Origin of the sequence: Thioclava sp. GXIMD2076, from assembly GCF_037949795.1 — a bacterium.
Taxonomy (GTDB): domain Bacteria; phylum Pseudomonadota; class Alphaproteobacteria; order Rhodobacterales; family Rhodobacteraceae; genus Thioclava; species Thioclava kandeliae.
Genome location: NZ_CP149933.1, coordinates 318,982 through 342,328 on the forward strand (window position 1 = coordinate 318,982; position 23,347 = coordinate 342,328).

19 protein-coding genes are annotated in these 23,347 nt (G+C 62.5%); 3 read left to right on the forward strand and 16 right to left on the reverse strand.

Going from position 1 to position 23,347, the window contains the following annotated elements:
• Positions 1-155 precede the first annotated feature (155 nt).
• Entirely contained in the window at positions 156-1,382 is a 1,227-nt protein-coding gene (locus WDB91_RS15380; RefSeq protein ID WP_339115077.1) for an MFS transporter, read from the forward strand.
• Between the two features lie 3 nt (positions 1,383-1,385).
• On the opposite strand, the gene argE is transcribed toward WDB91_RS15380, so the two are convergent.
• The 9 genes from argE to WDB91_RS15425 form a co-directional block, all read right to left on the reverse strand.
• Complete coding sequence (argE, locus tag WDB91_RS15385) at positions 1,386-2,510, reverse strand: acetylornithine deacetylase (protein ID WP_339115078.1); 1,125 nt, start codon at positions 2,508-2,510, stop codon at positions 1,386-1,388.
• The gene (locus WDB91_RS15390; RefSeq protein WP_339115079.1) at positions 2,507-3,508 is read right to left on the reverse strand and encodes a LysR family transcriptional regulator; all 1,002 of its coding nucleotides are present in this window, start codon (positions 3,506-3,508) and stop codon (positions 2,507-2,509) included. The genes argE and WDB91_RS15390 overlap by 4 nt, the downstream gene beginning before the upstream one ends.
• An 80-nt stretch (positions 3,509-3,588) precedes the next feature.
• On the reverse strand, positions 3,589-4,266 hold the full coding sequence (locus WDB91_RS15395; protein ID WP_339115080.1) for a DUF1028 domain-containing protein: 678 nt from the start codon (positions 4,264-4,266) through the stop codon (positions 3,589-3,591).
• Positions 4,267-4,270: 4 nt separating this feature from the next.
• Positions 4,271-4,684: a RidA family protein gene (locus WDB91_RS15400; RefSeq protein WP_339115081.1), complete on the reverse strand. Its 414-nt coding sequence runs from the start codon at positions 4,682-4,684 to the stop codon at positions 4,271-4,273.
• A 23-nt stretch (positions 4,685-4,707) separates the two neighbouring features.
• Positions 4,708-6,003: an NAD(P)/FAD-dependent oxidoreductase gene (locus WDB91_RS15405; protein WP_339115082.1), complete on the reverse strand. Its 1,296-nt coding sequence runs from the start codon at positions 6,001-6,003 to the stop codon at positions 4,708-4,710.
• Positions 6,004-6,055: 52 nt separating this feature from the next.
• Entirely contained in the window at positions 6,056-6,802 is a 747-nt protein-coding gene (locus WDB91_RS15410; RefSeq protein ID WP_339115083.1) for a class II aldolase/adducin family protein, read from the reverse strand.
• Between the two features lie 13 nt (positions 6,803-6,815).
• A complete protein-coding gene (locus WDB91_RS15415; RefSeq protein WP_339115084.1) occupies positions 6,816-8,552 on the reverse strand; it encodes an ABC transporter permease subunit in 1,737 nt (578 codons plus the stop codon).
• Positions 8,545-9,900, reverse strand: coding sequence for an LLM class flavin-dependent oxidoreductase (locus WDB91_RS15420; protein WP_339115085.1), 1,356 nt, complete (start codon positions 9,898-9,900; stop codon positions 8,545-8,547). The genes WDB91_RS15415 and WDB91_RS15420 overlap by 8 nt, the downstream gene beginning before the upstream one ends.
• Positions 9,901-9,994: 94 nt before the next feature.
• Positions 9,995-11,065, reverse strand: coding sequence for an ABC transporter substrate-binding protein (locus tag WDB91_RS15425; RefSeq protein WP_339115086.1), 1,071 nt, complete (start codon positions 11,063-11,065; stop codon positions 9,995-9,997).
• Between the two features lie 306 nt (positions 11,066-11,371).
• On the opposite strand from WDB91_RS15425, the gene WDB91_RS15430 reads away from it, so the two are divergent.
• Both WDB91_RS15430 and WDB91_RS15435 read left to right on the forward strand, forming a co-directional pair.
• Entirely contained in the window at positions 11,372-12,442 is a 1,071-nt protein-coding gene (locus tag WDB91_RS15430; RefSeq protein WP_339115087.1) for an ABC transporter ATP-binding protein, read from the forward strand.
• Between the two features lie 105 nt (positions 12,443-12,547).
• Positions 12,548-14,131 (forward strand): gamma-glutamyltransferase family protein, encoded by a 1,584-nt coding sequence (locus tag WDB91_RS15435; protein ID WP_339115088.1) that lies wholly within the window; start codon positions 12,548-12,550, stop codon positions 14,129-14,131.
• Positions 14,132-14,175: 44 nt separating this feature from the next.
• Here the strand turns inward: WDB91_RS15435 and WDB91_RS15440 are convergent, their stop codons facing one another.
• The 7 genes from WDB91_RS15440 to WDB91_RS15470 form a co-directional block, all read right to left on the reverse strand.
• A complete protein-coding gene (locus tag WDB91_RS15440) occupies positions 14,176-15,609 on the reverse strand; it encodes a sugar porter family MFS transporter (RefSeq protein ID WP_339115089.1) in 1,434 nt (477 codons plus the stop codon).
• 124 nt (positions 15,610-15,733) lie between these two features.
• A complete protein-coding gene (locus tag WDB91_RS15445) occupies positions 15,734-16,726 on the reverse strand; it encodes an oligopeptide/dipeptide ABC transporter ATP-binding protein (protein ID WP_339115090.1) in 993 nt (330 codons plus the stop codon).
• Positions 16,723-17,730, reverse strand: a complete 1,008-nt coding sequence (locus WDB91_RS15450) for an oligopeptide/dipeptide ABC transporter ATP-binding protein (RefSeq protein ID WP_339115091.1) — start codon at positions 17,728-17,730, stop codon at positions 16,723-16,725. Before WDB91_RS15450 ends, WDB91_RS15445 begins: the two co-directional genes overlap by 4 nt.
• A 1-nt stretch (position 17,731) precedes the next feature.
• Positions 17,732-18,658 (reverse strand): ABC transporter permease subunit, encoded by a 927-nt coding sequence (locus tag WDB91_RS15455; protein WP_339115092.1) that lies wholly within the window; start codon positions 18,656-18,658, stop codon positions 17,732-17,734.
• 10 nt (positions 18,659-18,668) lie between these two features.
• On the reverse strand, positions 18,669-19,592 hold the full coding sequence (oppB, locus tag WDB91_RS15460; RefSeq protein ID WP_339115093.1) for an oligopeptide ABC transporter permease OppB: 924 nt from the start codon (positions 19,590-19,592) through the stop codon (positions 18,669-18,671).
• Positions 19,593-19,710: 118 nt separating this feature from the next.
• Positions 19,711-21,336 (reverse strand): peptide ABC transporter substrate-binding protein, encoded by a 1,626-nt coding sequence (locus tag WDB91_RS15465; RefSeq protein ID WP_339115094.1) that lies wholly within the window; start codon positions 21,334-21,336, stop codon positions 19,711-19,713.
• 743 nt (positions 21,337-22,079) lie between these two features.
• Complete coding sequence (locus WDB91_RS15470) at positions 22,080-23,156, reverse strand: hypothetical protein (RefSeq protein ID WP_339115095.1); 1,077 nt, start codon at positions 23,154-23,156, stop codon at positions 22,080-22,082.
• Positions 23,157-23,347 lie beyond the last annotated feature (191 nt).

Below are 23,347 nucleotides of genomic sequence, written 5' to 3' on the forward strand. Positions count from 1 at the left end.
ATGGTCAACTTTAAGTTTGTACATATACATATGAGAAAAATTAGAGCGGGCCGGAATTGACAGGATTGCGCCGGAAATGGTGTGGTCCGGGGCTATATTCACACCTGATCCCCCTCGGTTCCGCAAAACGGGACGCATCCATAAAGAACGGACATATGACGGATACCTCCTTGCAAAGCGATCTCGCGCATCCCGATCTGGCGCAGAGGGAGAGCGGGCTGGGCGCGGCGCTTGCGCTGACCACCGCCTCGCAGGTGGCTGCGACCTCCTCCGTGCTGGCGCTCACCACGATCCCCACGCTGGTGGCCAATACGCTCGGAATCGGGCCGCATATGATCGGCTATCAGGTCAGTCTGATCTATGCCTCGGGGGTGATATTCTCGATGATGGCGGGGGCGCTGGTGAAACGCTGGGGACCGGCGCGTGTGGGCCAACTTGCGCTGCTTGGCGCCTTTGCCGGCTTTGCGGGTATGGCTACGGGGCATCTGTGGACAATCGCGCTGGCCTCGGTGCTGATCGGCGTGGGCTACGCTCTGAACAACCCGTCGTCGTCGCATGTCCTGTCACGGCTTGCCCCGCCCGCGCGGCGCAATCTGATCTTCTCGGTCAAACAGGCTGGCGTGCCTCTGGGCGGTGCGCTGGCGGCATTGGCCATTCCGCCGCTGGCTCAAAGGTTTGGCTGGCAGCCTGTCCTGCTGGGGTTCTCGCTGATCCCACTGGTGCTGGCGCTCGTCTACCAGTTGAAACGCGGTGCATGGGATAACGAGCGCGCGCCCGATATCGCCATCGGACGCGGCATCTGGCAGGGCCAGCGCACGGTGCTCTCCAACCCCGATCTCAGGGCATTGGCCTTTTTGGGCTTCTTCTATTCGGCGGTGCAGCTCTCCATATCCACCTTCACCGTGGCGATGCTGATCGAGGAATTCGGCTGGAGCCCCGTCTCCGCCGCAGGGATCGCCGCCATCGTGCAGATCGCCGGTGCGGGCGGGCGGATTTTCTGGGGGCTGGTCGCCGACCGGTTGCGCAACGGGTTTGCGGTTCTGGCCATCGTGGGCTTTATCACAGGCGCCGCGATCCTCGGTTTCTCGCTGATCGGCAACCTGCCCGCACTGGGGCTCGCCCTGATCGGACTGGCAGGCTTTACCGGCAATGGCTGGAACGGGGTGCTTCTGGCCGAGACCGCCCACTCCAGCCCCGGCAAAGGCACGCTGACCGGCGAGGTTCTGACCTATACCTTCATCGGCGTGATGGTCGGTCCCGCCACCTTCTCGCTGGCCTTCAACCTGATCGGCAGTTTTAGCGGCACGTTCCGCCTCTTGGCAATTGTGGCCTTTGCCGGAAGCCTGTGGGCGCTCGTGCGCGCATGCAAGGCGCGCCTCTAGAGCCTAGCCCGCACGCTGATCTGCGGGAGCAAACACGCGTTGAAGCAGCGCGAAACAGGCCTCGAGCTGCACGATCTCGATGGATTCATCGGGCTGATGGCCATCCTCCATCGTGCCGGGTCCGCAAATGACGGTGGGGATGCCGAGCGCCGCGAAATATCCGGCCTCCGTGCCGAAGGCCACTTTGATCGGTTGCGGGTCGTCCAGACACTCGCAGAACCACGCGATCTCGGGGGTGGCAGGCGTGCTATCGAGCCCCGGATAGCGACCCGTTTCAGTAATGGTGACATGGTCCGGACAGCCGAGCCGCCCGATCAGGGCCGAGGGGTCATCCTGCGGCAGATGGCGGATTTCGAAGCGCATCTCGGCATGATCGGGCACAATATTGAGTGCCGTTCCCCCGTGCAGCGTGCCGATATGTAATGTGGAATAGGCCGGATCGAGCATCGCGTCGCGCGCACCCCGAGACGCCATCTCGTCCTGCATCTTCCGCAGGCTGTGCCCCAGATCCATCAACGGATGCAGCGCATTCCGGAATTGCGGCGCCATTGCCGAATGTCCCGCCTCGCCTCTGGCCACCGCCAGATAGCTGGCCTTGCCTTTATGTCCGATGCACGGGCGCAGGAGCGTGGGCTCGCCTACGATGCACAGATCGGGGCGCCCGAGCGTCGGGATCAGATGATCGATCATCTCCGGAATGCCACGGCAGCCCAGTTCCTCATCCCAGCTGAGCGCAATCATAACAGGTCGTGCAGGCGGATGGGCCGCAAGCGTCTCGGCATAGGCCAGAACGCAGGCAATGAAGCCCTTCATATCGGTGACGCCGCGCCCCGTCACCCGCGAGCCCTGCCGGCCCATTTCAAAGGGGGCGCTCTGCCAGTCCTGCCCCTCGACCGGCACCACATCGCTATGCGCCGACAACACGATGCCACCGCTCTGGCCTGCGGCTCCGAAGCGCGCCAGAAGCCCCTCCTTCATCCCGTCCGCCGACGGGATGCGGTGGACAGAAAATCCTGCCCTTTCAAGATGTTCCGTGACATAATTTATCAACGCCCTGTTGTCCCGCCCCGCAATCGTGGGAAAGGCCACCAGATCGGACAGGATCTGCAGAAGACGCGCGCGATTCATTCTGCCGCCCCGCAAAACCGTGCCTCGGGAAGCCGCACGACATTGGGCTCCAGCTCCTGCGAAACAAGGGCTTTGGCATGATCGAGAAAGGCCGAAACCGTGCGCTGCGCCTTTGCCCCCTGCGAGGTCAGAAGCCCCAGCCGCAAGGCACGCGGCCCGCCTGCCAGTGGCACGAAACACAGGCGCCGCCCGTCGGGGGAGCGGTCGGAATGCGGGCGGATATTGGCCAGCGAATAGCCGAACCCGTTGCCCACGAGCGAGCGCATCACCGCAATATCACGGGTGCGCTCGACCACATTGGGGCGCAGCCCGTGCCGGCTGAAACAGGACAGGAAATACTCGCTGCTCAGTGGCAGATCCAGCAGCACCATCGGATGATCGTTCAGCTCCTCGGGCGTAACGGCAGGCGCTCGGGCCAGCGGATGGTCTTCGGCAAATAGCGCGAAAAGCGGCAGATCGATCAGCGGCATGAAGTCCAGATCGGACGGAATGTCGAGATCATAGCTCAGTGCCACATCGAAACGCGCAGTGCGCAAACCGTCGAAGATCTCGGCCTGATCGCGCTCGAACTGGTGGAATTCGATCTCGGGATAGGTTTCGATGAAACTGCGCCGCAGCTTCGGCAAGATAATCTGCGCGAAGGTCAGCAGGCAGCCGACCCGCAAGGGCCCGCGCACCTTTCCCGACAGGTCATTGGCCAGATCATTGAGCCCCTGCACCTGCCGCAGGATCACGCGCACCCGCTCGCCAAAAACCTCGCCCGCTTGGGAGAGCGTCAAACCCTGCGCATGGCGACGCACGAAGAGTTTGAGCCCCAGTTCGGTCTCGAGCTGGGAAATCGCCGCCGAGATCGAGGGCGAGGAAACGTTACAATGCTGGGCTGCCTGGGCGATGGAGCCGAAATCGCAGACGCTCAGGAAATATTCCAGTTGGCGTATCGTAATGCGTGAGGGCATGTGGCTGAGGACATCATCGCGGAGAGTTCTTTGCCCAGCCATGCGCATATCTTTCACCTTCGTCAATAAAAGCAACGGGATATGGTGCTGAGGAAATCTCAGCACCCTCGGGTTCCAAGGGGTTATTCGTCTCCCGGCACCCCATAGGACGGGGCCGCGACAGGGTTCAGCGCGCGGGTCACATAATCGCGCGCCTGCGGCTCGTAGACCGCCCATGCGCGTTTCATCGCGGCCACGGGGCAACCCTCGTCCAGCCAGTCGATGCGCAGCTCTGCCCATGGCCATGCCTGCGCGTCCACGATCAGCATACCGGCCGAATGGACAGGCCCCGCCTCGCCGCCAAGCGCCAGAGCCGCCTCCATCGCGGCGATCAGCCGGTCTCCCAAAGCGGCATCGCTTGCCTCGAACGCGTCAACCATAGCCTGCGGAACCGCCGCATCGGCCAGAAGATTTCCGCCCGAAGCACATCCTGCCCCTGTAGCCGACCCGAAGATCCCCAGCGCCTGATCGCCCGAATGCACCGCGCCCGCGCCCTCGGCCCCTATCGCCAGAAGCTGGCGATAGGCTGCATGCGGGTCGGATGCGGCGGCCAGTTGCACCGCCTCAACCGCCGGGCGCCCCTGCGCAAGCGCCTCCAGCATCAACGGCCCGAGCGCCGGATTGGTGACGTTTTGCGTGGTCACCGCCCCAACGCCCGCGCGCGCGAAGGCGCAGCGCGCCGCCACCGCCGGAGAGGAGGACGAAATCGCCAGCCCGAACTGCCCCGTCCGGTCACAGCGTCCTACGATCGCAAAAGTCATCGGCTCAATCCGGAATGACGGCGGTCGCGTCGATCTCGACCAGCCAGCCCGGCCGGGCGAGGCAGGTCACCACGACACCGGTCGAGACGGGATGCACGCCTTTGATATATTCGCCCATCGTGCGGTAGACCGCCTCGCGATGCCTGACATCGGTCAGGTAAACCACGACCTTGCACAGATGCTCCATCTTGCCGCCCGATTCCTCGATCAGCTGGCGGATATTCTGCATAACCTTATGCGTCTGCTCGACCGGATCGGGGCTGCCGATATCGACCGAGGTATCCAGATCCTGCGGGCACTGGCCGCGCAGGAAAATGGTCGTGCCACGCGCGACCACCGCCTGACAGAGGTCATTGTCGAGGTTCTGCTCGGGATAGGTGTCTTTGGTATTGAAGGGACGGATGCGCTTATGCGCCATGATCTTAATCCTTAATGATAAGTTTACGCGCTAAGGGACTGTTGATGCTGCATTTCGCTGCCTTCATAGGCATCATATTGCCGCTGGATCATCATGTGATCGGCAATATGGGCCGCATCATGCCAGACGCCCCAGATAAAGCTCGATCCGCGTCCCGAGAGCCATGGCAGACCGAGGAAATAGATCCCGCGCTCGGGGGCCACGCCCTGTTTATGCACGGGACGCCCCGAGGCGTCGAAACAATCGACCTCCATCCAGCTGTAATCGGTTCGGAAGCCCGTGGCCCAGATGATGGTGGTGATCCCGGCCTCAGCCAGATCGAGTTTACGCAGCGGGTTGGTCACGCAATCGGGGTCAGGCAGGATCCGCCGCGCCTGCGGTTCCTCGGGCAGATCAAGCCCCATCCGCGCAATATAGGCGTCGGCCTCATCCAGCAGCCCGTGATGGTTGGCATCGCCTCGGTCAAGATTGCGGCGCAGGTCATCGGCCAGCGTCACAGCGCCGTCGGCGTAGCCCTCGGTGCGGCCCAGAAGGGTGATCCCCTGCGCACCAAGTTCGCGGAAATCGATGGTCCGCCCACCATGTGCACCGCTGACCGCGATGGTCACATGGCCCGCCCCCGGTGCGGGGGCCGGTGCATCCCATTTTCCGAGCACACCCAGCCACCAGACAAAATCGCGCCCGCGATAGCTGCGCGGCGGGCGATCATGCGGACCGACCGAGAGATAGGTCTTGCGGCCCGCGCGGTTCAACTCGTCGGCGATCTGCACGCCGGAGGAGCCCGCGCCCACCACCAGCACCGCGCCTTGGGCCAGTTGGGCCGGATTACGATAGGCGCTGGAATGGATCTGGGTCAGGCCTGCGGTTTCGGGCACGATCTCGGGGATCACCGGCACCTGGAACGGACCGGTCGCCGCCACCACATTCCGCGCCTCGATCGCCCCTTGCGAGGTCTCCACGCGAAAGCCCGGACGGCCCTCGAGCCGCGTCAGCCCCGTGACCGACACACCACAGCGGATCGGTGCCTCGATCTGGCGGGTATAATCCTCGAAATACTTCGCCACGCCGTCTTTGGGCACGAAAGCATCACCATCGCCATCGAAATCACGGTTGGGAAAACGGTCATGCCATGCGGGGCCGTTGGCCACGAGGCTATCCCAGCGGCGTGTGCGCCAGCTTTCCGCGATACGGTCCTTTTCCAGCACCAGATGCGAGATGCCGACGCGGCTCAGATGCTCGCTCATCGCGATCCCTGCCTGACCTGCGCCCACAACCAGCGTGTCGATGACCTCGGCCACGCCCTTCTTCTCGACTGCCATGATAGCCGTCCTCTTCTTGCTGCCGGATCTGTTGCCAGAACTCCGGCCCTTGTCAGTTACGATAATCGGGGCATTCCTCGTCGAGGATCAGCTTCATCTCCTCGAAATGCCGGATCTGGAAATCCACGATGCTTTCCCAATCCTGTGCGGTCTGCTCGGCCGCCTCATCCGAAAGCACCTTCAGGGGGCGCCCCGTCGACATGGCCGCGACCACGATCCGGGCGGCCCGCTCGAATGTGTAGATATCGTCCCATGCCTCGCCCATGGTCTGGGCAGTGATCATGACGCCATGATTGCCCATCATGAGACGCGAATGCTTGCCCATCAGCCCCGCCAGACGCGCGCCCTCGGCATCGGAATTGGCCATACCACCGAAATCGAGATCATAGGCCAGACGGTTGAAATACCGCGCCGAGTTCTGGTCGATCGGCGGCAGCTGCGGCGGATCCAGCGAGGCCAGTGCGGTGGCCGCAACCGGATGCAGATGCATGATCACCCGCGCCTGCGGGCAGAGCTTATGCACCTGCCCGTGGATCGCGCGGGCCGTCTGGTCGAGGCGCGCATCCGTCATGGTGGATGGATCATCAAGATCGATCAGGATCAGATCGGACGCTTTGACACGGGCGAAATGCATCCATTTGGGGTTGATCAGGAAGCGCCGCCCGTCGGGCTGAAGCGAGATGGAATAATGGTTGGCCACGGCCTCGTGCATATTGGCACGCGCGGTCATGCGCAGGGCAGCGGCCAGATCGATGCGCGCCTGCGCTTCGGTCAGGAAGTCTGTGGTATCGAGCGACATTGGCACTCCTTTCCTAATGTTTCTTGGAGCGACGCGATTGCGACAGCTCGAGCAACCCGAAGAAAACCATCACGATCAGCAGCATCACCACGGAGGCACAGGCGATGATCGGGGTTGCTTGCAGAAGGATGCTGTCCCACATCTGCCGGGGCAGCGTCGTTTTGAGCCCGCCGCCGATGAACAGCGCCACGGTCAGTTCCTCGAAGCTCTGCAGGAAGCCGGTGACAAAGCCTGCCGCCAGACCGCCTTGCAGGATCGGAAGCGCCACCTTGCGCCAGACCTGCGCCCGGCTCGCGCCCAACGTCAGCGCCGCATCATTGAGCCGCCAGTCATAGCCTTTGACCGTGGTCAGCAGGATGACGAAGACGATGGGCAGCGCGATCACGCTATGACCGATGATGATCCCCAGATTGCTGGCGATCAAGCCGATCTTGGCAAAGAGGTAGAACATCGACACGGCAAGCGCGATGGGCGGGATGATCATCGGCGAGAGGATCAGCAGAAAGACCGGCGTGCCCGCTTTGGATTTGCTGCGCGCAAGCGCCACGGCGGCCAGCGTCCCGATCACCACAGTCAGCGCGGCGGTCGCAAAGCCGATCAGCATCGAGCGGGTGATCGCCCCGAGCCAGATCTGTGAGGTGAACAGCTCGTGGAACCATTGCAGCGAGAACCCTTGCGGCGGGAAGCGCAGCTCCGGCGTGGCCGAGAAGGCCATCGGCACGAAGGCGATGATCGGCAGCATCAGCACAAAGATCATCACGCTGGCGAAGGTGTTCAGTGCGGGCCGTCCCAACCCTGCGGGCAGACGGTCGGCCAATGCCCCTACCCCGTCCGAGATCCAAAGACCGAAGCGCCGAATGCGGCTGTCATGCGGGCGCGCCGAAGCATCCGCCACCGAGGAAATCCCGAAGATCCGGTCGAAGACGAAAACCGATACGAGAGCGGCAAGCAACAGCATCACGGCCAGCGCGGCCCCTTGTGACCAGTTCTGCAACTGGTTGATCTGCATGATGATCAGCTGCCCGATCATGGTCTGTTTCGGACCACCCACCAGCGCGGGCGTCACGAAGAAGCCGAGCGAGGCCACAAAGATCAGGAGGCTCGCCGAAGAGATCCCCCGCATCGAGAGCGGGATCATCACCTGCCAGAAGGCGCGCGGTCCGCTTGCGCCCAGTGTCATCGCTGCCGGATGCAATCGCGGGTCGATCTGGCGGATGACGGGCAGCATGGTGATCACGGCCAGAGGTAGCATCGTATGCACCATGGCAAAGATCACGGTCGTCTGGTTATACAGAAGCCCATCGGCCTTGCCGAGCCCCAGCGCCTCGATCCATTGCGCCACAATGCCATTGCGGCCAAGCACCACCATCCACGAGAAATTCTTGATCAGCGCCGAGGTCCAGAAGGGCAGCAGGATGAAGAACAGCGCCACCCGTTGCGGGCGCCCCCGCAGCCCCGCCAGCCAATAGGCCAGCGGATAGCCCAGCACGATGCACCAGAGTGTCACCTGAAGCGACACCGAGAAGGTCGTGCCCAGCACCCGCGCATAAAGGCCGGGGCTCATGGCCTTGGCCATGTATTTCCATGTAAATCCCGTCTGGTCCACGACCGCCAGCCGGAAGATCTCGGCCATCGGATAGACCATGAAGGCCAGAAGCAGCAGCACCGCCGGCGTGGCCAGCCAGATCACCCCCGCCTTCAGGCGGGGGCGTCGCGGGCCGAGGGTCGTATCGGCAGACAGATCAGCCATCAACCGTTTCCAGCGCCGGTGCGGTGACATGGCGGTTCTCGGGGCGCGCAAGGCCCAGATGCTCGCGCAGGGTCGAGCCCTCGTAATCGCGGCGGAAGATCCCGCGCGCCTGCAGCACCGGCACCACACGGTCGCGGAAATCCTCCAGTGTCGAGGGCAGCACGGGGAAGGTCAGCATGAAACCGTCACAGGCCTCGCGCTCCAGCCATTCCTGCATCATATCGGCCACTTCCTCGGGCGAGCCGAAAATGGTCACCTTGGCACGGGTGTATTTCTGGCAGATCTCGCGCAGGGTATGGCCCTTCGCGATCAGCCCTTTGATCTCCTCGAAATAGGCGGCATGGAAATTGGCCTTTTCGGGGATGCGGTCCATTGGCACCGGCTGGTCGAGATCGAGATCCGACAGATCGGTCTCGAGATCCTGCTTGATGCGCACCAGACCCACCTCGGGGTGGATGAGCGATTGCCAGTGATCAAAGCGCGCTTTGGCTTCCTCGGCACTATCGCCCACCACAATGGTGGCACCGGCCAGAACCTTTAGCTGGTCGGGATCGCGACCAAAGGCGGGCATCCGGCCCTTGAGATCCTTGTAGAAAGCGATCGCCTCGTCGATATCGGTGGCCACACCAAAGACGGCCTCGGCGGTCTGGGCGGCAAAGGTCTTGCCCGCCTCGGAGGCGCCCGCCTCGATGATCACCGGATAGCCCTGCGGGGGGCGTGCGATATTCAGCCCGCCCTCGACGGTGAAGAACTCGCCCTTATGCGAGACGGGATGGAATTTCGCGGTGTCAAAGGTCAGCCCTTCTTCGCGGTCGTAGATCCACGCATCATCTTCCCAAGTGTCCCAGAGGGCGGTCACGACATCGTAGAACTCATGCGCCTTGGCATAACGTTTGTCATGCGGCGGCAAGCGGTCGAGGCCGAAATTCTTGGCGGCGAAATTATTGGCGGTGGTCACCACGTTCCAGCCCGCGCGACCCTTCGAGATATGATCAAGCGAGGCATAAAGACGCGCGATATTATAGGGCTCGTAGAAGCTCGTGGAGGCGGTCGCCGCCAGCCCGATCTTGGAGGTAGAGCCTGCCAGCGCCGTCAGGAGCGTGATCGGCTCGAGCTGGTTCATATACATGGGCGAACGCGACCATGCCTCGAGGTCGGTCGTGCGCGTCGCGGGCGTATCGGCCAGAAAGAAGAAGTCGAATTTCGCCTCTTCGCAGATGCGCGCGATGTTCTGGAAATAGGCGATATCGGTGGGGGCACCAGGGGCCGGATCGGTGGCCAGCCATGCGGCGGCATGCAGGCCGTAAGCTTCGATCAACGTGCCGATGCGGAGTTGTTTTTGCGCCATTTGCGGTCTCTTTCGCTATGCATCTTGGGCCGCGCGGATGCGCGGGAAAAGCTCCGGCCCGTGGACCCGGGCCGGAGAGTCGGGGGGAAATTGATCAGCCGGCCAGCAGCCATTCGTTGAAACGCTCGGCCAGCGCGTCGTAATGCTCGCCCCAATACCCGCTATCCATCAGCGACAAACCCTCGATATTGTGGGGCGCGGTCGGCAGGACAGCGGCGCGGTCCTCGGCGATATATTCATAGGCTTTCTTGGCCGAGGGGCCGTTGGCAATATTGGACGAATAGATCGCCTGCTGCTCGGGGCGGGCGCAGAAGCGGACGAATTCCTGCGCCGCGTCCATGCGGGGGGTGCCTGCCGCGACCGACCAGCCGTCAACCGAATAGAGGCCGGACCAGACCATCTCCAGCGGCGCACCACCGGCTTTGGCCGCATAGGCGCGCGCCGACCATGTATCGGAGATGTCCACCTCGCCCGATTGCAGGATCTGGGTGTTCTGCGCACCGGCCGTCCACCAGACGGAGATATCATCGCGGATCTTGTCGAGCTTGGCAAAGGCGCGGTCCACATCCAGCGGATAGAGATCCTCATGCGCCACACCATCGGCCAGTAGTGCCATCTCGAGCGTGCCCCACGGGCTGCGATACAGGCCGCGACGGCCCGGAACCTTCTCGGTATCCCAGTAATCGGCCCAGGAGGTCGGGGCCGCGCCCGGCAGGGTCTCGCTGTTATAGGCCATGGCAATCCCGAAGACCGAGAAGCCGAGCCAGTTCTTCTTCACCGTGCCCTCGACATAATCGGCAGGGTCGATGCCGAGATCGAGATCGGCCACATAGGCCTTATCCTTGGTCAGCTGCGCGATATGGTCGGGCGTGGTCATCGACACATCCCATGTATAGGATTTGGTGTCGACGAGCAGCTTGATCTGGGTGACGGGGCTCGGATCCTGCGCCACCGAGACGACCTTGATGCCGGTCTCTTTCTCGAACGGATCATAGAAGGCCTGACGCAGCACGGGGCTCACCGCACCGCCCACATCGGAAACGGTGATCTGGGAGGTCTCGGCGCGGGCGGCGGAGGTCCAGATGGCGGGGGCTGCAAGGGCTGCACCGGCGGCCACACCGGAGCGCAGCACCGCGCGGCGGGAGAATCTGGGGGAGGTCGTCATGAGAGGATAGCTCCTTGTTGGGTGGGGACGCCCGAGGGGCAGCGGGACCATTTTTATGATGGGCAGTCCTCGCCATCGTCCTGTGGGCAGATCTGGCCCCGAACAACGCGATCCGTAAATTATTAAAAAATGTCGCCGCGCTTAGGCTGAACCTAAGCAAGGATGACCTCACGGGTGCTTTACTTAGGCGCTGCCTAAGCAGGGACACAGATAAAACTAGTTTCGCGCCTGGCCGTTTTGCGCCTCAATGCCGCAAAGATGTCGGCAAGGTGTGTCATTGCCCTGCCCCAGTTACCGGAGAGAGTTTTGAGCCAGCCCGCCATTTCCGCGCCCCAGACCGACCCCGCCATCAAACTTTCGGTGCGCAATCTCAGCCGCCATTACGGCGATGTCGCCGCCCTTGACCGCGTGTCTCTGGATGTCCGCGAGGGCGAGTTCATGACGCTGCTCGGGCCATCAGGCTCGGGCAAGACGACACTGCTGCAGGCGATCTGCGGGTTGAACACGCCCACCTCCGGCCAGTTGCTGATCAACGGGCAGGATCATACCCATACGCCTGCCAATAAGCGCGATATCGGTGTGGTCTTCCAGAATTATGCGCTCTTCCCACATCTGACCGTGCGCGAGAATATCGCCTTTCCGCTTAAGCTGCGGGTGCGTGACCGCGCCGAGATCACAGCCCGCGTCACCCGCGCGCTGGACGCGGTGGGCCTTGGCCATGCGGGCAACCGCTTCACCTCCGAGCTGTCGGGCGGGCAGCAGCAGCGCGTCGCCCTGGCCCGCTGTCTCGTCTATGATCCCGCGATCATCCTGATGGACGAGCCGCTGAGCGCGCTTGACCGCAAGCTGCGCGAGCAGATGCAGATGGAGATCAAGCGCCTGCACCGCGAGACCGGCACGACGATCATATTCGTGACCCATGATCAGGAAGAGGCGCTGGCGCTTTCGGACCGGATCTGTCTGATGCGCGAGGGCCGCATCGCCCAGCTGGGCACCCCGCAGGAGATGTATGACGCGCCGCGCTCGGCCTTTGTCGCCGATTTCATCGGGCTGTCGAATATCTTCCGTGGCACGGTCGTGGACGGGCATCTCGACTGCCCGGAAGGCCGTCTGCCGCTGCCCGAAGGGGCGTCAGGCTCCGGCAAGGGTATTCTGGTCCTGCGCCCCGAGATCATGACGATCGACCCCGATGGCCCGCTCTGCGTGACGGTGACCGATACGGTCTATGCCGGGGCAGAGACGCGTGTTCTGGTGACCCACCAGAATGGACGCGAGCTGTTATTGCGTCAGGGGATGGGGCCTGTACCAGCCGTGGGCAGCCAGCTGCGACTTGGCTGGGAGAAGGCCCGCGCGCATTTCCTGACCCGCGAAGTCTGAGCCCCGCGCCTTCAGGCAGGCGGGCGCTTGACCCCGACGGACTGGCCCTGTTCTATCGCTTTCAAAGCGGCCCCGGGTGCCGCCACCCCAAGACAGGACTGTTCCATGCGCAATCTCCACCTCGCGGGCCGTTCGCCGGTCATGGCCACCAATGCGATGGTCGCAAGCTCCATGCCTCAGGCAAGCCTTGCCGCCATCGAGATCCTCAAGGCGGGCGGGAATGCGGTCGATGCCGCCATTGCCGCCAATGCGGTTCTGGCCGTGGTCGAGCCACAATCGACCGGTATCGGTGGCGATTGTTTCTGCCTCTACCAGAAAGCAGGCAGCACGGAGGTGATCGCGGTGAACGGCTCGGGCCGCGCCCCTGCGGGCGCCTCCCCCGAGGCGCTGGAGGCGCTCGGCGTCACCGCACTCGATCCGCTCTCCGCCCATAGCGTCACCATCCCAGGCGCGCTTTCGGCATGGGCGCTTCTGTCACAATCGCATGGGCGCAAATCGCTGGCCGATCTGTTGCAACCGGCGATCACCTATGCCGAGGGCGGCTATGTGGTCGCACCACGCGTGGCGCTTGACTGGGCCGAGGCCGAACCGCGCCTGCAACGCCATGATGCCAAGCCGTTTCTGGTCGCAGGCAAGGCGCCCGGGGCGGGTCAGTTGATGTCGAACCCCGATCTGGCCCATGTGCTGCGCCGGATCGCGGCGGAAGGGGTCGCGGCCTTCTATACCGGCGAGATTGCCGAGAAACTGGTGGCCGGCCTGCGCGCGCAAGGCGGGGTCCATACGGTTGAGGATTTTGCCGAAGGCATGACCGCTGCCGAATTCGTCGACCCGATCACGGGCTGCTTTGCCGGTCACGATATCTGGGAGTGCCCGCCCAATGGCTCGGGCGTCACGGCGCTGCTCCTGATGGGGATCATGGACGGCTTCGCCCCCGAGGCGGACCCGCTTGCGCCGCTCCGCCTGCACCGCGCCATCGAGGCCGCGCGTCTGGCTTACCGCGACCGCAACGCCTTTGTCGCCGATCCGCGCTTTGGCGATGTGCCGGTGGCCGAACTGCTCTCGCCCGCCTATCACGCGGGGCTACGCGCTCTGATCCGCGATGATGCGCGGATGGGGCGGTTGCCCGAAGCAGGCACCGCGCATAAGGACACCGTCTATGTCAGCGTCGTCGATGCGGATGGCAATGTGTGCAGCTTCATCAACTCGATCTTCCAGGGCTTCGGCTCGGGGATCGTGCCCGAAGGCACCGGTGTGGTGCTGCAGAACCGCGGCTTTGGCTTCACGCTCGAGGCGGGCCACCCCAACCAACTGGCGCCCGGAAAACGCCCGATGCACACGATCATGCCCTCGCTTGCAACCCGCAATGGTCGCCCCGAGATCGTTTTCGGCGTGATGGGCGGACATTTCCAGCCGATGGGTCAGGCTTGGGTGATCGACAATATGTTGCGCTACGGCATGGACCCGCAGGCGGCCTTGGACCTGCCGCGGCTCTTTGTGCAGAATGACCGGATCGAGCTGGAAGAGGGCATCAGCGCCGAGGCGGATGCTTTCCTGCAAAGCCTTGGCCATATGACCGCGCGGATCGGGGTGCCGCATGGCGGCGGTCAGGCGATCCGTATCGACCATGATCGCGGTATTCTGATCGGGGGTTCGGACCCGCGCAAGGATGGCTGCGCACTGGGATATTGATGGAACACCGCCCGGGGAAAGACCCCGGGCGCATCGTTTATGGCTCAGCTCTCGCGCACACGGTGGGCGCGCAGCATCTCCTCGACTTGTTCGAGCGATTTGCCCCGCGTCTCGGGCACAAATTTGCGAGTGAAGGTGATATTGGCCAGCCCGATTGCCGCAAAGACAAAATAGGTCACGCTCAGCCCGATCCCCGCCACCATGATCGGGAAGAGGAAGCCCACGGCAAATGTCGCAAGCCACAGCGCCAGACCCGAGATCCCGACCGCCATCGAGCGCACCTTCAGCGGGAAGATCTCCGACAGGAGCACCCATGTGACCGGCGACACAAACGCCTGCTGGAACCCGAGGAAAGCGGCCATCAGCGGCAGGATGATAAAGGCCCGCAGTGTCGATTGCCCCAGCAGCATCGAGGTCGCACCGATGGCCAGAAGCGTTACCACGATGCCGCAAAGACCGATGGTCAGCATGGTGCGGCGGTCCACCTTGGGCAGCAGATAGATCCCGAGGAAGGTGGCCGCGACCGAGATGACCCCGTTCGAAATATTGGCAAGGAAGGCACCGTTCTGGCCGAACCCCGATTCCGTCAGGATCTGGGTGCCGTAATACATGATCGAATTCACGCCGGTCAGCTGCTGCACAATGCCGATTCCGATCCCGATCATCAGGATGCGGCGGATCCAAGGTTCGCGGAAGCGGCCCAGATCGAGGCGCGAGGGGCGCGCACGACGGGTTGCGGCATCCTCATCGACAGCTTTGCGAAGCTCTCGGATCTCGATGGCGGCATCCTCGTCGGAATGCAGGCGTTTGAGCGCGCGCTCGGCTTTTTCGATCTTGTTGTGCGCTACCAGCCAGCGCGGGCTTTCGGGGACGAAAAACATGCCGATAAAGAGCGCGATGGCGGGGATCATCGCCACTGACAGCATCCAGCGCCAGATTTCGGGATTGTCGCCCCATTTGACACTGAAGGCCGCATTGAAAGCAAAGGCCAGAAGCTGCCCCGAAACGAGCATCAGCTCGTTGCGGGTCACGAGCCGCCCGCGCTGGCCGGAGGGTGCGACCTCTGCCAGATAGGTGGGCACGGTCACCGACGACCCGCCCACGGCCACCCCCAGCACGAAACGCGCCGCCACAAGCGAGGCCACGTTGGGCGAAAGCACACAGGCCAGCGTGGCGAGAATGAAGATGACCGACAGCAACAGGATCGTGCGGCGGCGCCCGATCCGCATGGAAAACGGCCCCGAGCCGATCGCCCCGAGCCCTGCCCCCAGCAAAAGTGCCGAAGCCGCCATCCCTTCGGTCACCGGCGTCAGCCCGAGATCCCGTTGGATGAAGATCAGCGCGCCATTGATGACGCCCGTATCATAGCCGTAAAGCAATCCCCCCATCGTCGCGACCAGCGCGACACGTCCCAAGATCCCCTTGTCATCCGATCGCGCCTGCACCGTCGCGCGATGACCCTCGGCCAATCCTTGCATTCTAACCCACCATATCTGTTGAAGAATTCGCCCGCGCGGAGCGTTCGACAGTCAACGGTGAGCTGGCTTAGATGTTCCGCCCTCGTGAAGAAATCATAGCTGATATGCAAGTTCGGCGTAACGATCATTCGATAGGCTGCAGAACCCCCGGAAAATGGCAGGCCACCTGATGCCCGTCGCCTTGAGGTTCGGGACGCGATTGCGCACAGAGGTCTTCGGCCCGCGGACATCGGGTGCGGAACGGGCAGCCCGAAGGCGGGTTCAGCGGGCTGGGCAGCTCGCCTTCCAGCCCGATCACCTGTTTTGTCCGCTGGGTCTTGGGGTCGGGCACCGGCACCGCCGAGAGAAGTGCCTGACTATAGGGATGGCGCGGCTCGGCAAAAAGCGCACGGGCCTCGGCATGTTCCATCATCCGGCCCAGATACAGCACCATCACCTGATCGGAAATATGTTTCACCACGCTCAGATCATGGGCGATGAACACAACCGTCAGCCCCAGATCGCGGCGCAGATCATCGAGGAGATTGATCACCTGCGCCTGAATGGACACATCGAGCGCCGAGACCGGCTCGTCGCAGATCAGCAGTTTCGGCTCGACCACCAGCGCACGGGCGATCCCGATCCGCTGGCATTGCCCGCCCGAGAATTCATGCGGATAGCGGTTGATCTGGTTGGGCAGAAGCCCCACCCGCGCCATCACCTCGCGCACCTTCTCGCGCCGTGCCTCGGCCCCCATCTCGGGGCGGTGGGTGCGCAGGGGCTCGGCGATGATCTCGCCCACGGTCATCCGCGGATTAAGCGCAGCCAGCGGATCCTGAAATACCATCTGGATATCGGAGCGGTATTTCAGCATCTCGCGCGGGGTGAGCGACAAGAGGTCGGTCTGCCCCTGCCAGATCACCTCACCCTTTGCGGGCAGCATCTGGATAAGCGCCCGCGCCAAGGTGGATTTGCCGCAGCCCGACTCGCCCACGATGCCCAGCACCTGCCCCGCCATCAGATCGAAGCTGACCCCGTTGACGGCATGGAGCTGCTGGGGCGGCGTCCACGGCCAGCTCCCGCGGCGGGTGATCGGGAAACTGACCCTAAGGTCGCGGACCGAAAGAAGCGGGGTCATAGGCTTGCCTCCTGAACGGGTTGGGCGGCGATCTTGTCCATCACCTCGGTGACGGGGCGGTGGCAGGCGCGGGCCCTCGCGGGGCCACAGGGCGCAAGCGGCGGCATCGTTGTCGTGCACTCCTCACCGGCCAGTTCACAGCGCGGGGCAAAAGGACAGCCCACCGGTGCGCCAGTCATATTGGGCGGCGTGCCGGGGATGGCGTTGAGCGCATCGGCCTCGTCATCCACCCGCGGGATCGCGGCCAGAAGGCCCCGCGTATAGGGATGGCTCGGCGTCTCGAACAGGTCATCGACCGGCGCGGTTTCCATCGCACGGCCGCCATACATCACCACCGCACTCTCGCAGAACCCCGCCACAACGCCCAGATCATGGGTGATCAGGATCGTGGCCATGCCGAAATCCCGCTGCAACTCGCCCAAAAGCCCCATGATCTGCGCCTGCACGGTCACATCGAGCGCTGTGGTCGGCTCGTCGGCAATCAACAGGTCGGGCTTGCACAGAAGTGACATTGCGATCATCACCCGCTGGCGCATTCCCCCCGAGAACTCGTGCGGATAAAGCCGCACACGAGCGCCCGCATCGGGGATCTTCACCGCATCAAGCATTCGCGCGGCCTCGGCCACCGCCGCCGCCTTGCCCATGCCCTTGTGGAGCATGAGCACCTCGGCCATCTGGTCGGAGATCCGCATATAGGGGTTGAGCGAGGTCATCGGGTCCTGGAACACCATCGCGATCCGCTCGGCGCGCAGACGGTTGAGCGCGGCTTCGGGCGCGCCCACCAGCTCGGTCCCGTCAAACCGCGCAGACCCCGAAACGCGGCCATTGCGTGCCAGAAGTCCCATCAGCGCGAAACTCAACTGGCTCTTGCCCGAGCCGCTCTCGCCCACGATCCCCAGCGTCTGTCCCGCCTCGAGACTGAAGCTCACGCCATTGACCGCATGGACCACCCCTTCGGGCGTATCGAACCAGACCTCGAGGTCTTTCACATCCAGCAAAGCCATATCAACGGTCCTTCGGGTCTAGGGCATCGCGCAGGCCATCGCCCACGAAGAAGAAGCCGAACAGCGTGATCACGAAGAAGGCCAGCGGAAAGGCCAGCTGCCAGAGCGTGCCATAGTTGATGGTCCCCGCCCCTTCCGAGATCAGCGCGCCCAGCGAGGTCAGTGGCTCCTGCACCCCAAGCCCGAGGAAGGAGATGAAGCTCTCGGTCAGGATCATCAGCGGCACCAGAAGTGTCGCATAGACCGCCACCACCCCGATCAGATTGGGCAGGATATGGCGGCGGATGATGGTGAGCGAGGGCACCCCGATGGCGCGTGCCGCCTCGATATAGTCGCGGTTTTTCAGGCTCAGCGTCTGGCCGCGCACGATTCGGCTCATATCGAGCCACGAGATCAGCCCCACACCGATGAACAGCATGGCCATCGAGCGGCCATACATCACCAGAAGCAGGATCAGCACGAACATATAGGGGATGGCAGTGATGATATCGACGGTGCGCATCATCACGCTATCGATCCGCCCGCCGAAATAGCCCGCAACCGCGCCGTAAAGCGTGCCGACGATCACGGCAATGGCCGCCCCCATAAGGCCCACCGCGAGGCTAACCTGGGTGCCCTGCACCGTGCGGGCGAAGAGATCGCGCCCCAGATCATCGGTGCCGAAGAAATGGCCATTGGCGATGGAGGGGCCGCCCTGTTCGGCCACCATGCCCATGATGTTGAAATCCATCTCGTCATTGGGCCATTGCGCGATCATGTTCCCGAAGATCGCGAACAGCGCCACGAAGGCCAGAAGCCCGAGCCCGAAGACCGCCGCCTTGTTGCGCAAGAACCGTTTGCGGGCGGTGGCCCAGAGCGAGCGGCCCTTGATATCGGCCTGTGCGGTGGCGGCGGCCACCGAGGCCATTTTCTGGCTGTCGATTACCATGAAAGCCCCCTTAGTAACGGATCTTGGGGTCGATCCACGCATAGAGGATATCGACCACAAGGTTGAACAGGATGGTCAGCGCGCCCACCAGAATGGTCACGCCCATCATCACCGCGTAATCGCGGTTGAGCGCGGCATCCACGAAGCTCTTGCCGATCCCGCCTGTCGAGAAATACATATCGATGATGACCGAGCCCGTGATCATCGTCACAAAGGCCGGACCGAGATAGGAGATCACCGGCAACAGCGCGGGCTTGAGCGCATGGCGCAGCACGATCCGGTGGCGCGGCAGCCCCTTGGCACGGGCGGTTCGGATATGATTGGAGGTCAGCACCTCCAGCATGGACGACCGCGTGATCCGCGCGATCGAGGCCATGAAGGAGGTTGAGAGTGCGATCACCGGCAGGATCAGATATTGCCACTGCCCGCCTTCCCAGCCGCCGCCCGGCAACCAGCCGAGCCAGAGCGTGAAGACCAGCACCAGAATGGGCGCCATCACGAAATTGGGCAGCACCTGCGCCCCGATGGAGATCCCCACGGCCAGATAGTCGAGCCAAGTGTTCTGCCGGATCGCGGCCAGCGCGCCAAGGAAGACCCCCGCGACCACGGCCACCACGAAGGAGATCCCGCCATAGGTGAGGGTCACCGGAAAGCCCTGCGCGATGATCTGGTTTACCGTGCGGTCCTTATAGACAAAGGACGGCCCGAAATCGAAATGCGCAACGATCCCCCAGACATAGGAGGCGATCTGGTGCCAGAGCGGCTTGTCGAGCCCGTATTTGGCATTGAGATTATCGAGCACCTGCTGCGGGATCTGGCGGTCTTGCGTAAACGGCCCACCGGGTGCTGCATGCATCAACAGATAGGACGCGATGATGAGCACGAGAAGCGTCGGGACGGCCACCGCCAGACGCTTGAGGATATAGAAAAGCATTCTGTTTCCAGACAGGATGTGGCTGATGCGCGGGGGTCTCCCCCGCACGGGCTGCATCGGAAAAGGCGATGGGGGGCCGGATTGCTCCGGCCCGAGCCAAAACCCTTATCGGGCGATCTTACTCCGCCACCCGATAGAGGTCTTTCGCATACCATGTCTGCATCACGTTCTGGGTCGGATAGCCTTTGATGTCGGGCTTCAGCATCTGGACCTTGGCATAGTGGTAGATCGGCACAATCGGCATCTTGTCCGTCAGGATCTGCTCGGCTTTGGTGTAATCGGCCTGCGGATCGGCGGCGGTTTTGGAATCCTCGAGTGCTGCGTCATAAGCATCATCGTGGAAATCGGGATAGTTCTGCGTCGAGGCCGAGGAGAAGAGCCCCAGATAGGTCGAGGGCTCGTTATAATCGCCGCACCACGCATAGCGCGCCATCTCGTAATCGCCCGACTGCATCTTGTCGGTATGGACCTTCCACTCCATGTTGTTGAGCGTCAGATCCACGCCCACGGCCTTGTAGAACTGCTGGGCCGCGATGGCGATCTTGCGATGGTCTTCCGAGGTATTGTAGTTCAGCGTCAGCTTCAGCGGATGGTCGGGGCCGTAGCCTGCCTCCTTCAGCAGCTCCTTGGCTTTTTCCATACGCTCCTGCTGGCTCCAGCCGGCATAGTCGATCTCGGGCATCTTGAAACCGGCAGTGGCCCAATGGGTCCAGTTATAGGCCGGCTTCTGGCCGCCCTGCAGCACGTTATTGACGATCACATCGCGGTTCATCGCATAGGACAATGCGCGGCGCACCCGCACATCCTTGAGCGCCTCGGGGCCTTTGGGACCAAGGTTCATCAGATAGGCATAGGAGCAGGAATAGGGCGTCGAGAGCGCCTGATCGGGATATTCCTTCTCCATGCGCGGATATTGCCCCGCAGGCATATCGACCTTGTCCAGCTCGCCCGCCAGATAGCGCGTCAGGCCCTGATTGACATCATTGATGGTCAGCGCGGTCAGATGGGTGATGACCGTATGCTCGGCATCCCAATAGGTGTCGGATTTATCCATCTCGACCCGCTCGCCAAGAATGTGCTTGGTCAGCGTATAGGCCCCGTTGCCGACCATATGCTCGGGCTGGGTCCAGTTATCGCCATACTCCTCAATCACGTCCTGCCGCACGGGGAAGGTCGAGGTATGGACCAGCATCTGCGGGAAATAGGGAAGCGGCGTATCGATCGTGACCTCGAGCGTATGGTCATCAAGTGCTGTCACACCCAACTGGTCGGGGGCCATTTTACCCGCGATCACATCGGCTGCGTTCTTCACCTGCATCAGCTGCATATACCACGCATATTCCGAGGCCGTGGCAGGGTCCGCCAGACGACGCCATGCATAGACGAAATCGCCTGCGGTCACCGGCTTGCCATCCGACCATTTGGCCGTGTCGCGCAGATGGAAGGTATAGGTCTTCTTGTCGTCGGACAGGTCGTAGCTCGTGGCCACGGCGGGCACCAGCTTGCCCTCGCCATCCTCGTTATAGAGCCCCTCGAACAGCGAGCGCAGCACATCCGAGCCCTCGACATCGGTGTTGAGCTGCGGGTCCATCGATTTGATCGCATCAAGGAGCCAGAACGTGAAGGTCTGGTTCTCCGCAAGCTTCGTCCCCTCGGGCACATTTGCTGCAAGGCTTGCCTGCGGCAGGACGGGCGCAAGCGCCAGAATGACGGCCAAACCGGTAAGAGCCTGTTTTACTTTCATGGATTTCCCCTGATCATTTTATATGATTGTTTTGCGACATCCGGACACATCTTGACTAATCGGTCAAAAACTATCTGGCGCTTTTTGAAAAATGTGATCGGGAACCCGAGCTTCCTCAACGGCATATGACTAAATATTCATCAAATACTAAGCGTGCGTATATCTTGAAGGCGTTCCTCACATCCTGAAGCTGCCTTGCTGCCCCGTTTGATGCCGCCCAGAGCCGGAGAAACGCTCCGGATCAACGCTCCATGACGGCCCACCCAAACCCGTCTGCCGTTGAATTTCTTCAAACAAAATATTTCTATCATTATGTTAAGTCTAGCGTTGCGATGTTTTTTAGTAGCGCTTGGCTACCGAGCCATCCTGCGATCAATCGACGGGGCGCACAGGATCAGAGCGTGAAACAGCGCAAATAGGAAACGGAGATACGAGGTTCTTTAAGCCATTTTGCTTAGCCCTCGGAGGTATGCCGCGCGAACAGCGCAGGTCCAACCCCACCGTTTCGCGCGGCTACCCAATCTCGTTCATATCTACACGGTGCTTGCAGCCGAGCGCGTATTTTCCTGCCGGATGCACACCCGGTGCGGGCCAAGAACTCGACCGGATCAGCCGCGTTTTGCACGAAAGGCTGCAGACACCGGAAGCGGCCATATATACGATGGGCACCATGCAGACCGCCATGGATCAGCTCGACCGCCTCCGGCATGTCCCGCCCGATACGGCAGCGTCGCAAACAGCACTCAGGCCTTGGGCCAGATCGCATCCCCGAGCTTGATCTGGCCCAAGTGGTCGGGCAGATCGGTCTCCATCACTTCGAACGGGGCCTCGGTCCCATCCGTCCCGCCATTCGTCGAGGCCAGATATTCGAGCTGGGGACAGGGGATCAGGAGTTTTCGGTCCTCGGTAATCAGGAGCGCATCCGGAGATTTCAGGCGGTTGTCGCGCACCAGCACCTCGGACAGACCATCGGACGAGATCACGGTGACCTGTCGCGTCTCGATATCGGAGACATAGAGATTGCCCCTGTCATCCATCGCCGTGCCGCCGATATTGGGCGTCTGGGCATAGACGAAGATCTCCGTCGCGATCTCCTCATCTGAGCGATCCGACAGCAGCGCCTCCATCGGGATGGCGCGGATCGGGCCGGTGGGCGTGGCCCAGAGGAACAGCTCCCCATCGGGCGTGACCTCGAGCATGTCCGATTGTGTAGGATCGGGGGGGGTGCCGTCGGCCTGCGCGAGAGGGTGGCCACCCGTCCCTTTCCTCTCCTGATCCGCAGGCTTCCTGGCCGCTGGATGCTGCGAGAGCCTGCGGCGCGTTTCGCCCGTGGCCAGGTTATGGATCACCACGCCCCCGATGCCGGAATCGGTCGCAAAGAGCAGATCCTCGTAGATGCGCAGATCATTGAGCGTCGCGCCCTCGGGCATATAGTCTCGCGCGAAGCGCAGGATCTGCCGGATCCCGCCGCTCTGGGGGTCGATCTCCACGATCTTCTGCGCCTCGAATGGCGTGTCGGCGCCGGGTGCCTGCCCCTGATCCACACACCACAGCGACCCGCGATAGGGATGGATTGCATTCACGCAAACAAAGCTGTCAAGCCCGTCATCGCCCGGTTTCCAGTCGTTCCAGCCATTGCCCGGGAATGCCACCGGTTGCCCGTTCTGGATCACCGCGACCGAGGGCGTCTCGGAATGCCCCTCGACGCGCGGGATGGATACGAAATCACGCCCGCCCAGCCTCGCAATCCCGTTGGCCGGATAGGGCGAGCGGGCGATGGGATGCGGTGCGGTGGTGGCGGCAAAGGATGGGATTGGCAAAAGGGAGGCTCCTGAAACAGAAAGGGACATGGTCAGAAATCCACGACGGCTCAACATGAAGGGCTCCTTGGAAAACGAAGGATCTGCGGAGGGAAACAGCCGCATGCAAAATCTTCCGGTAGAATGCAGAAAGTGGCCTACAGGTTTCCTGCAGGCCATGCACATCCTTGTGAGATTTCAGTTGTATAGCT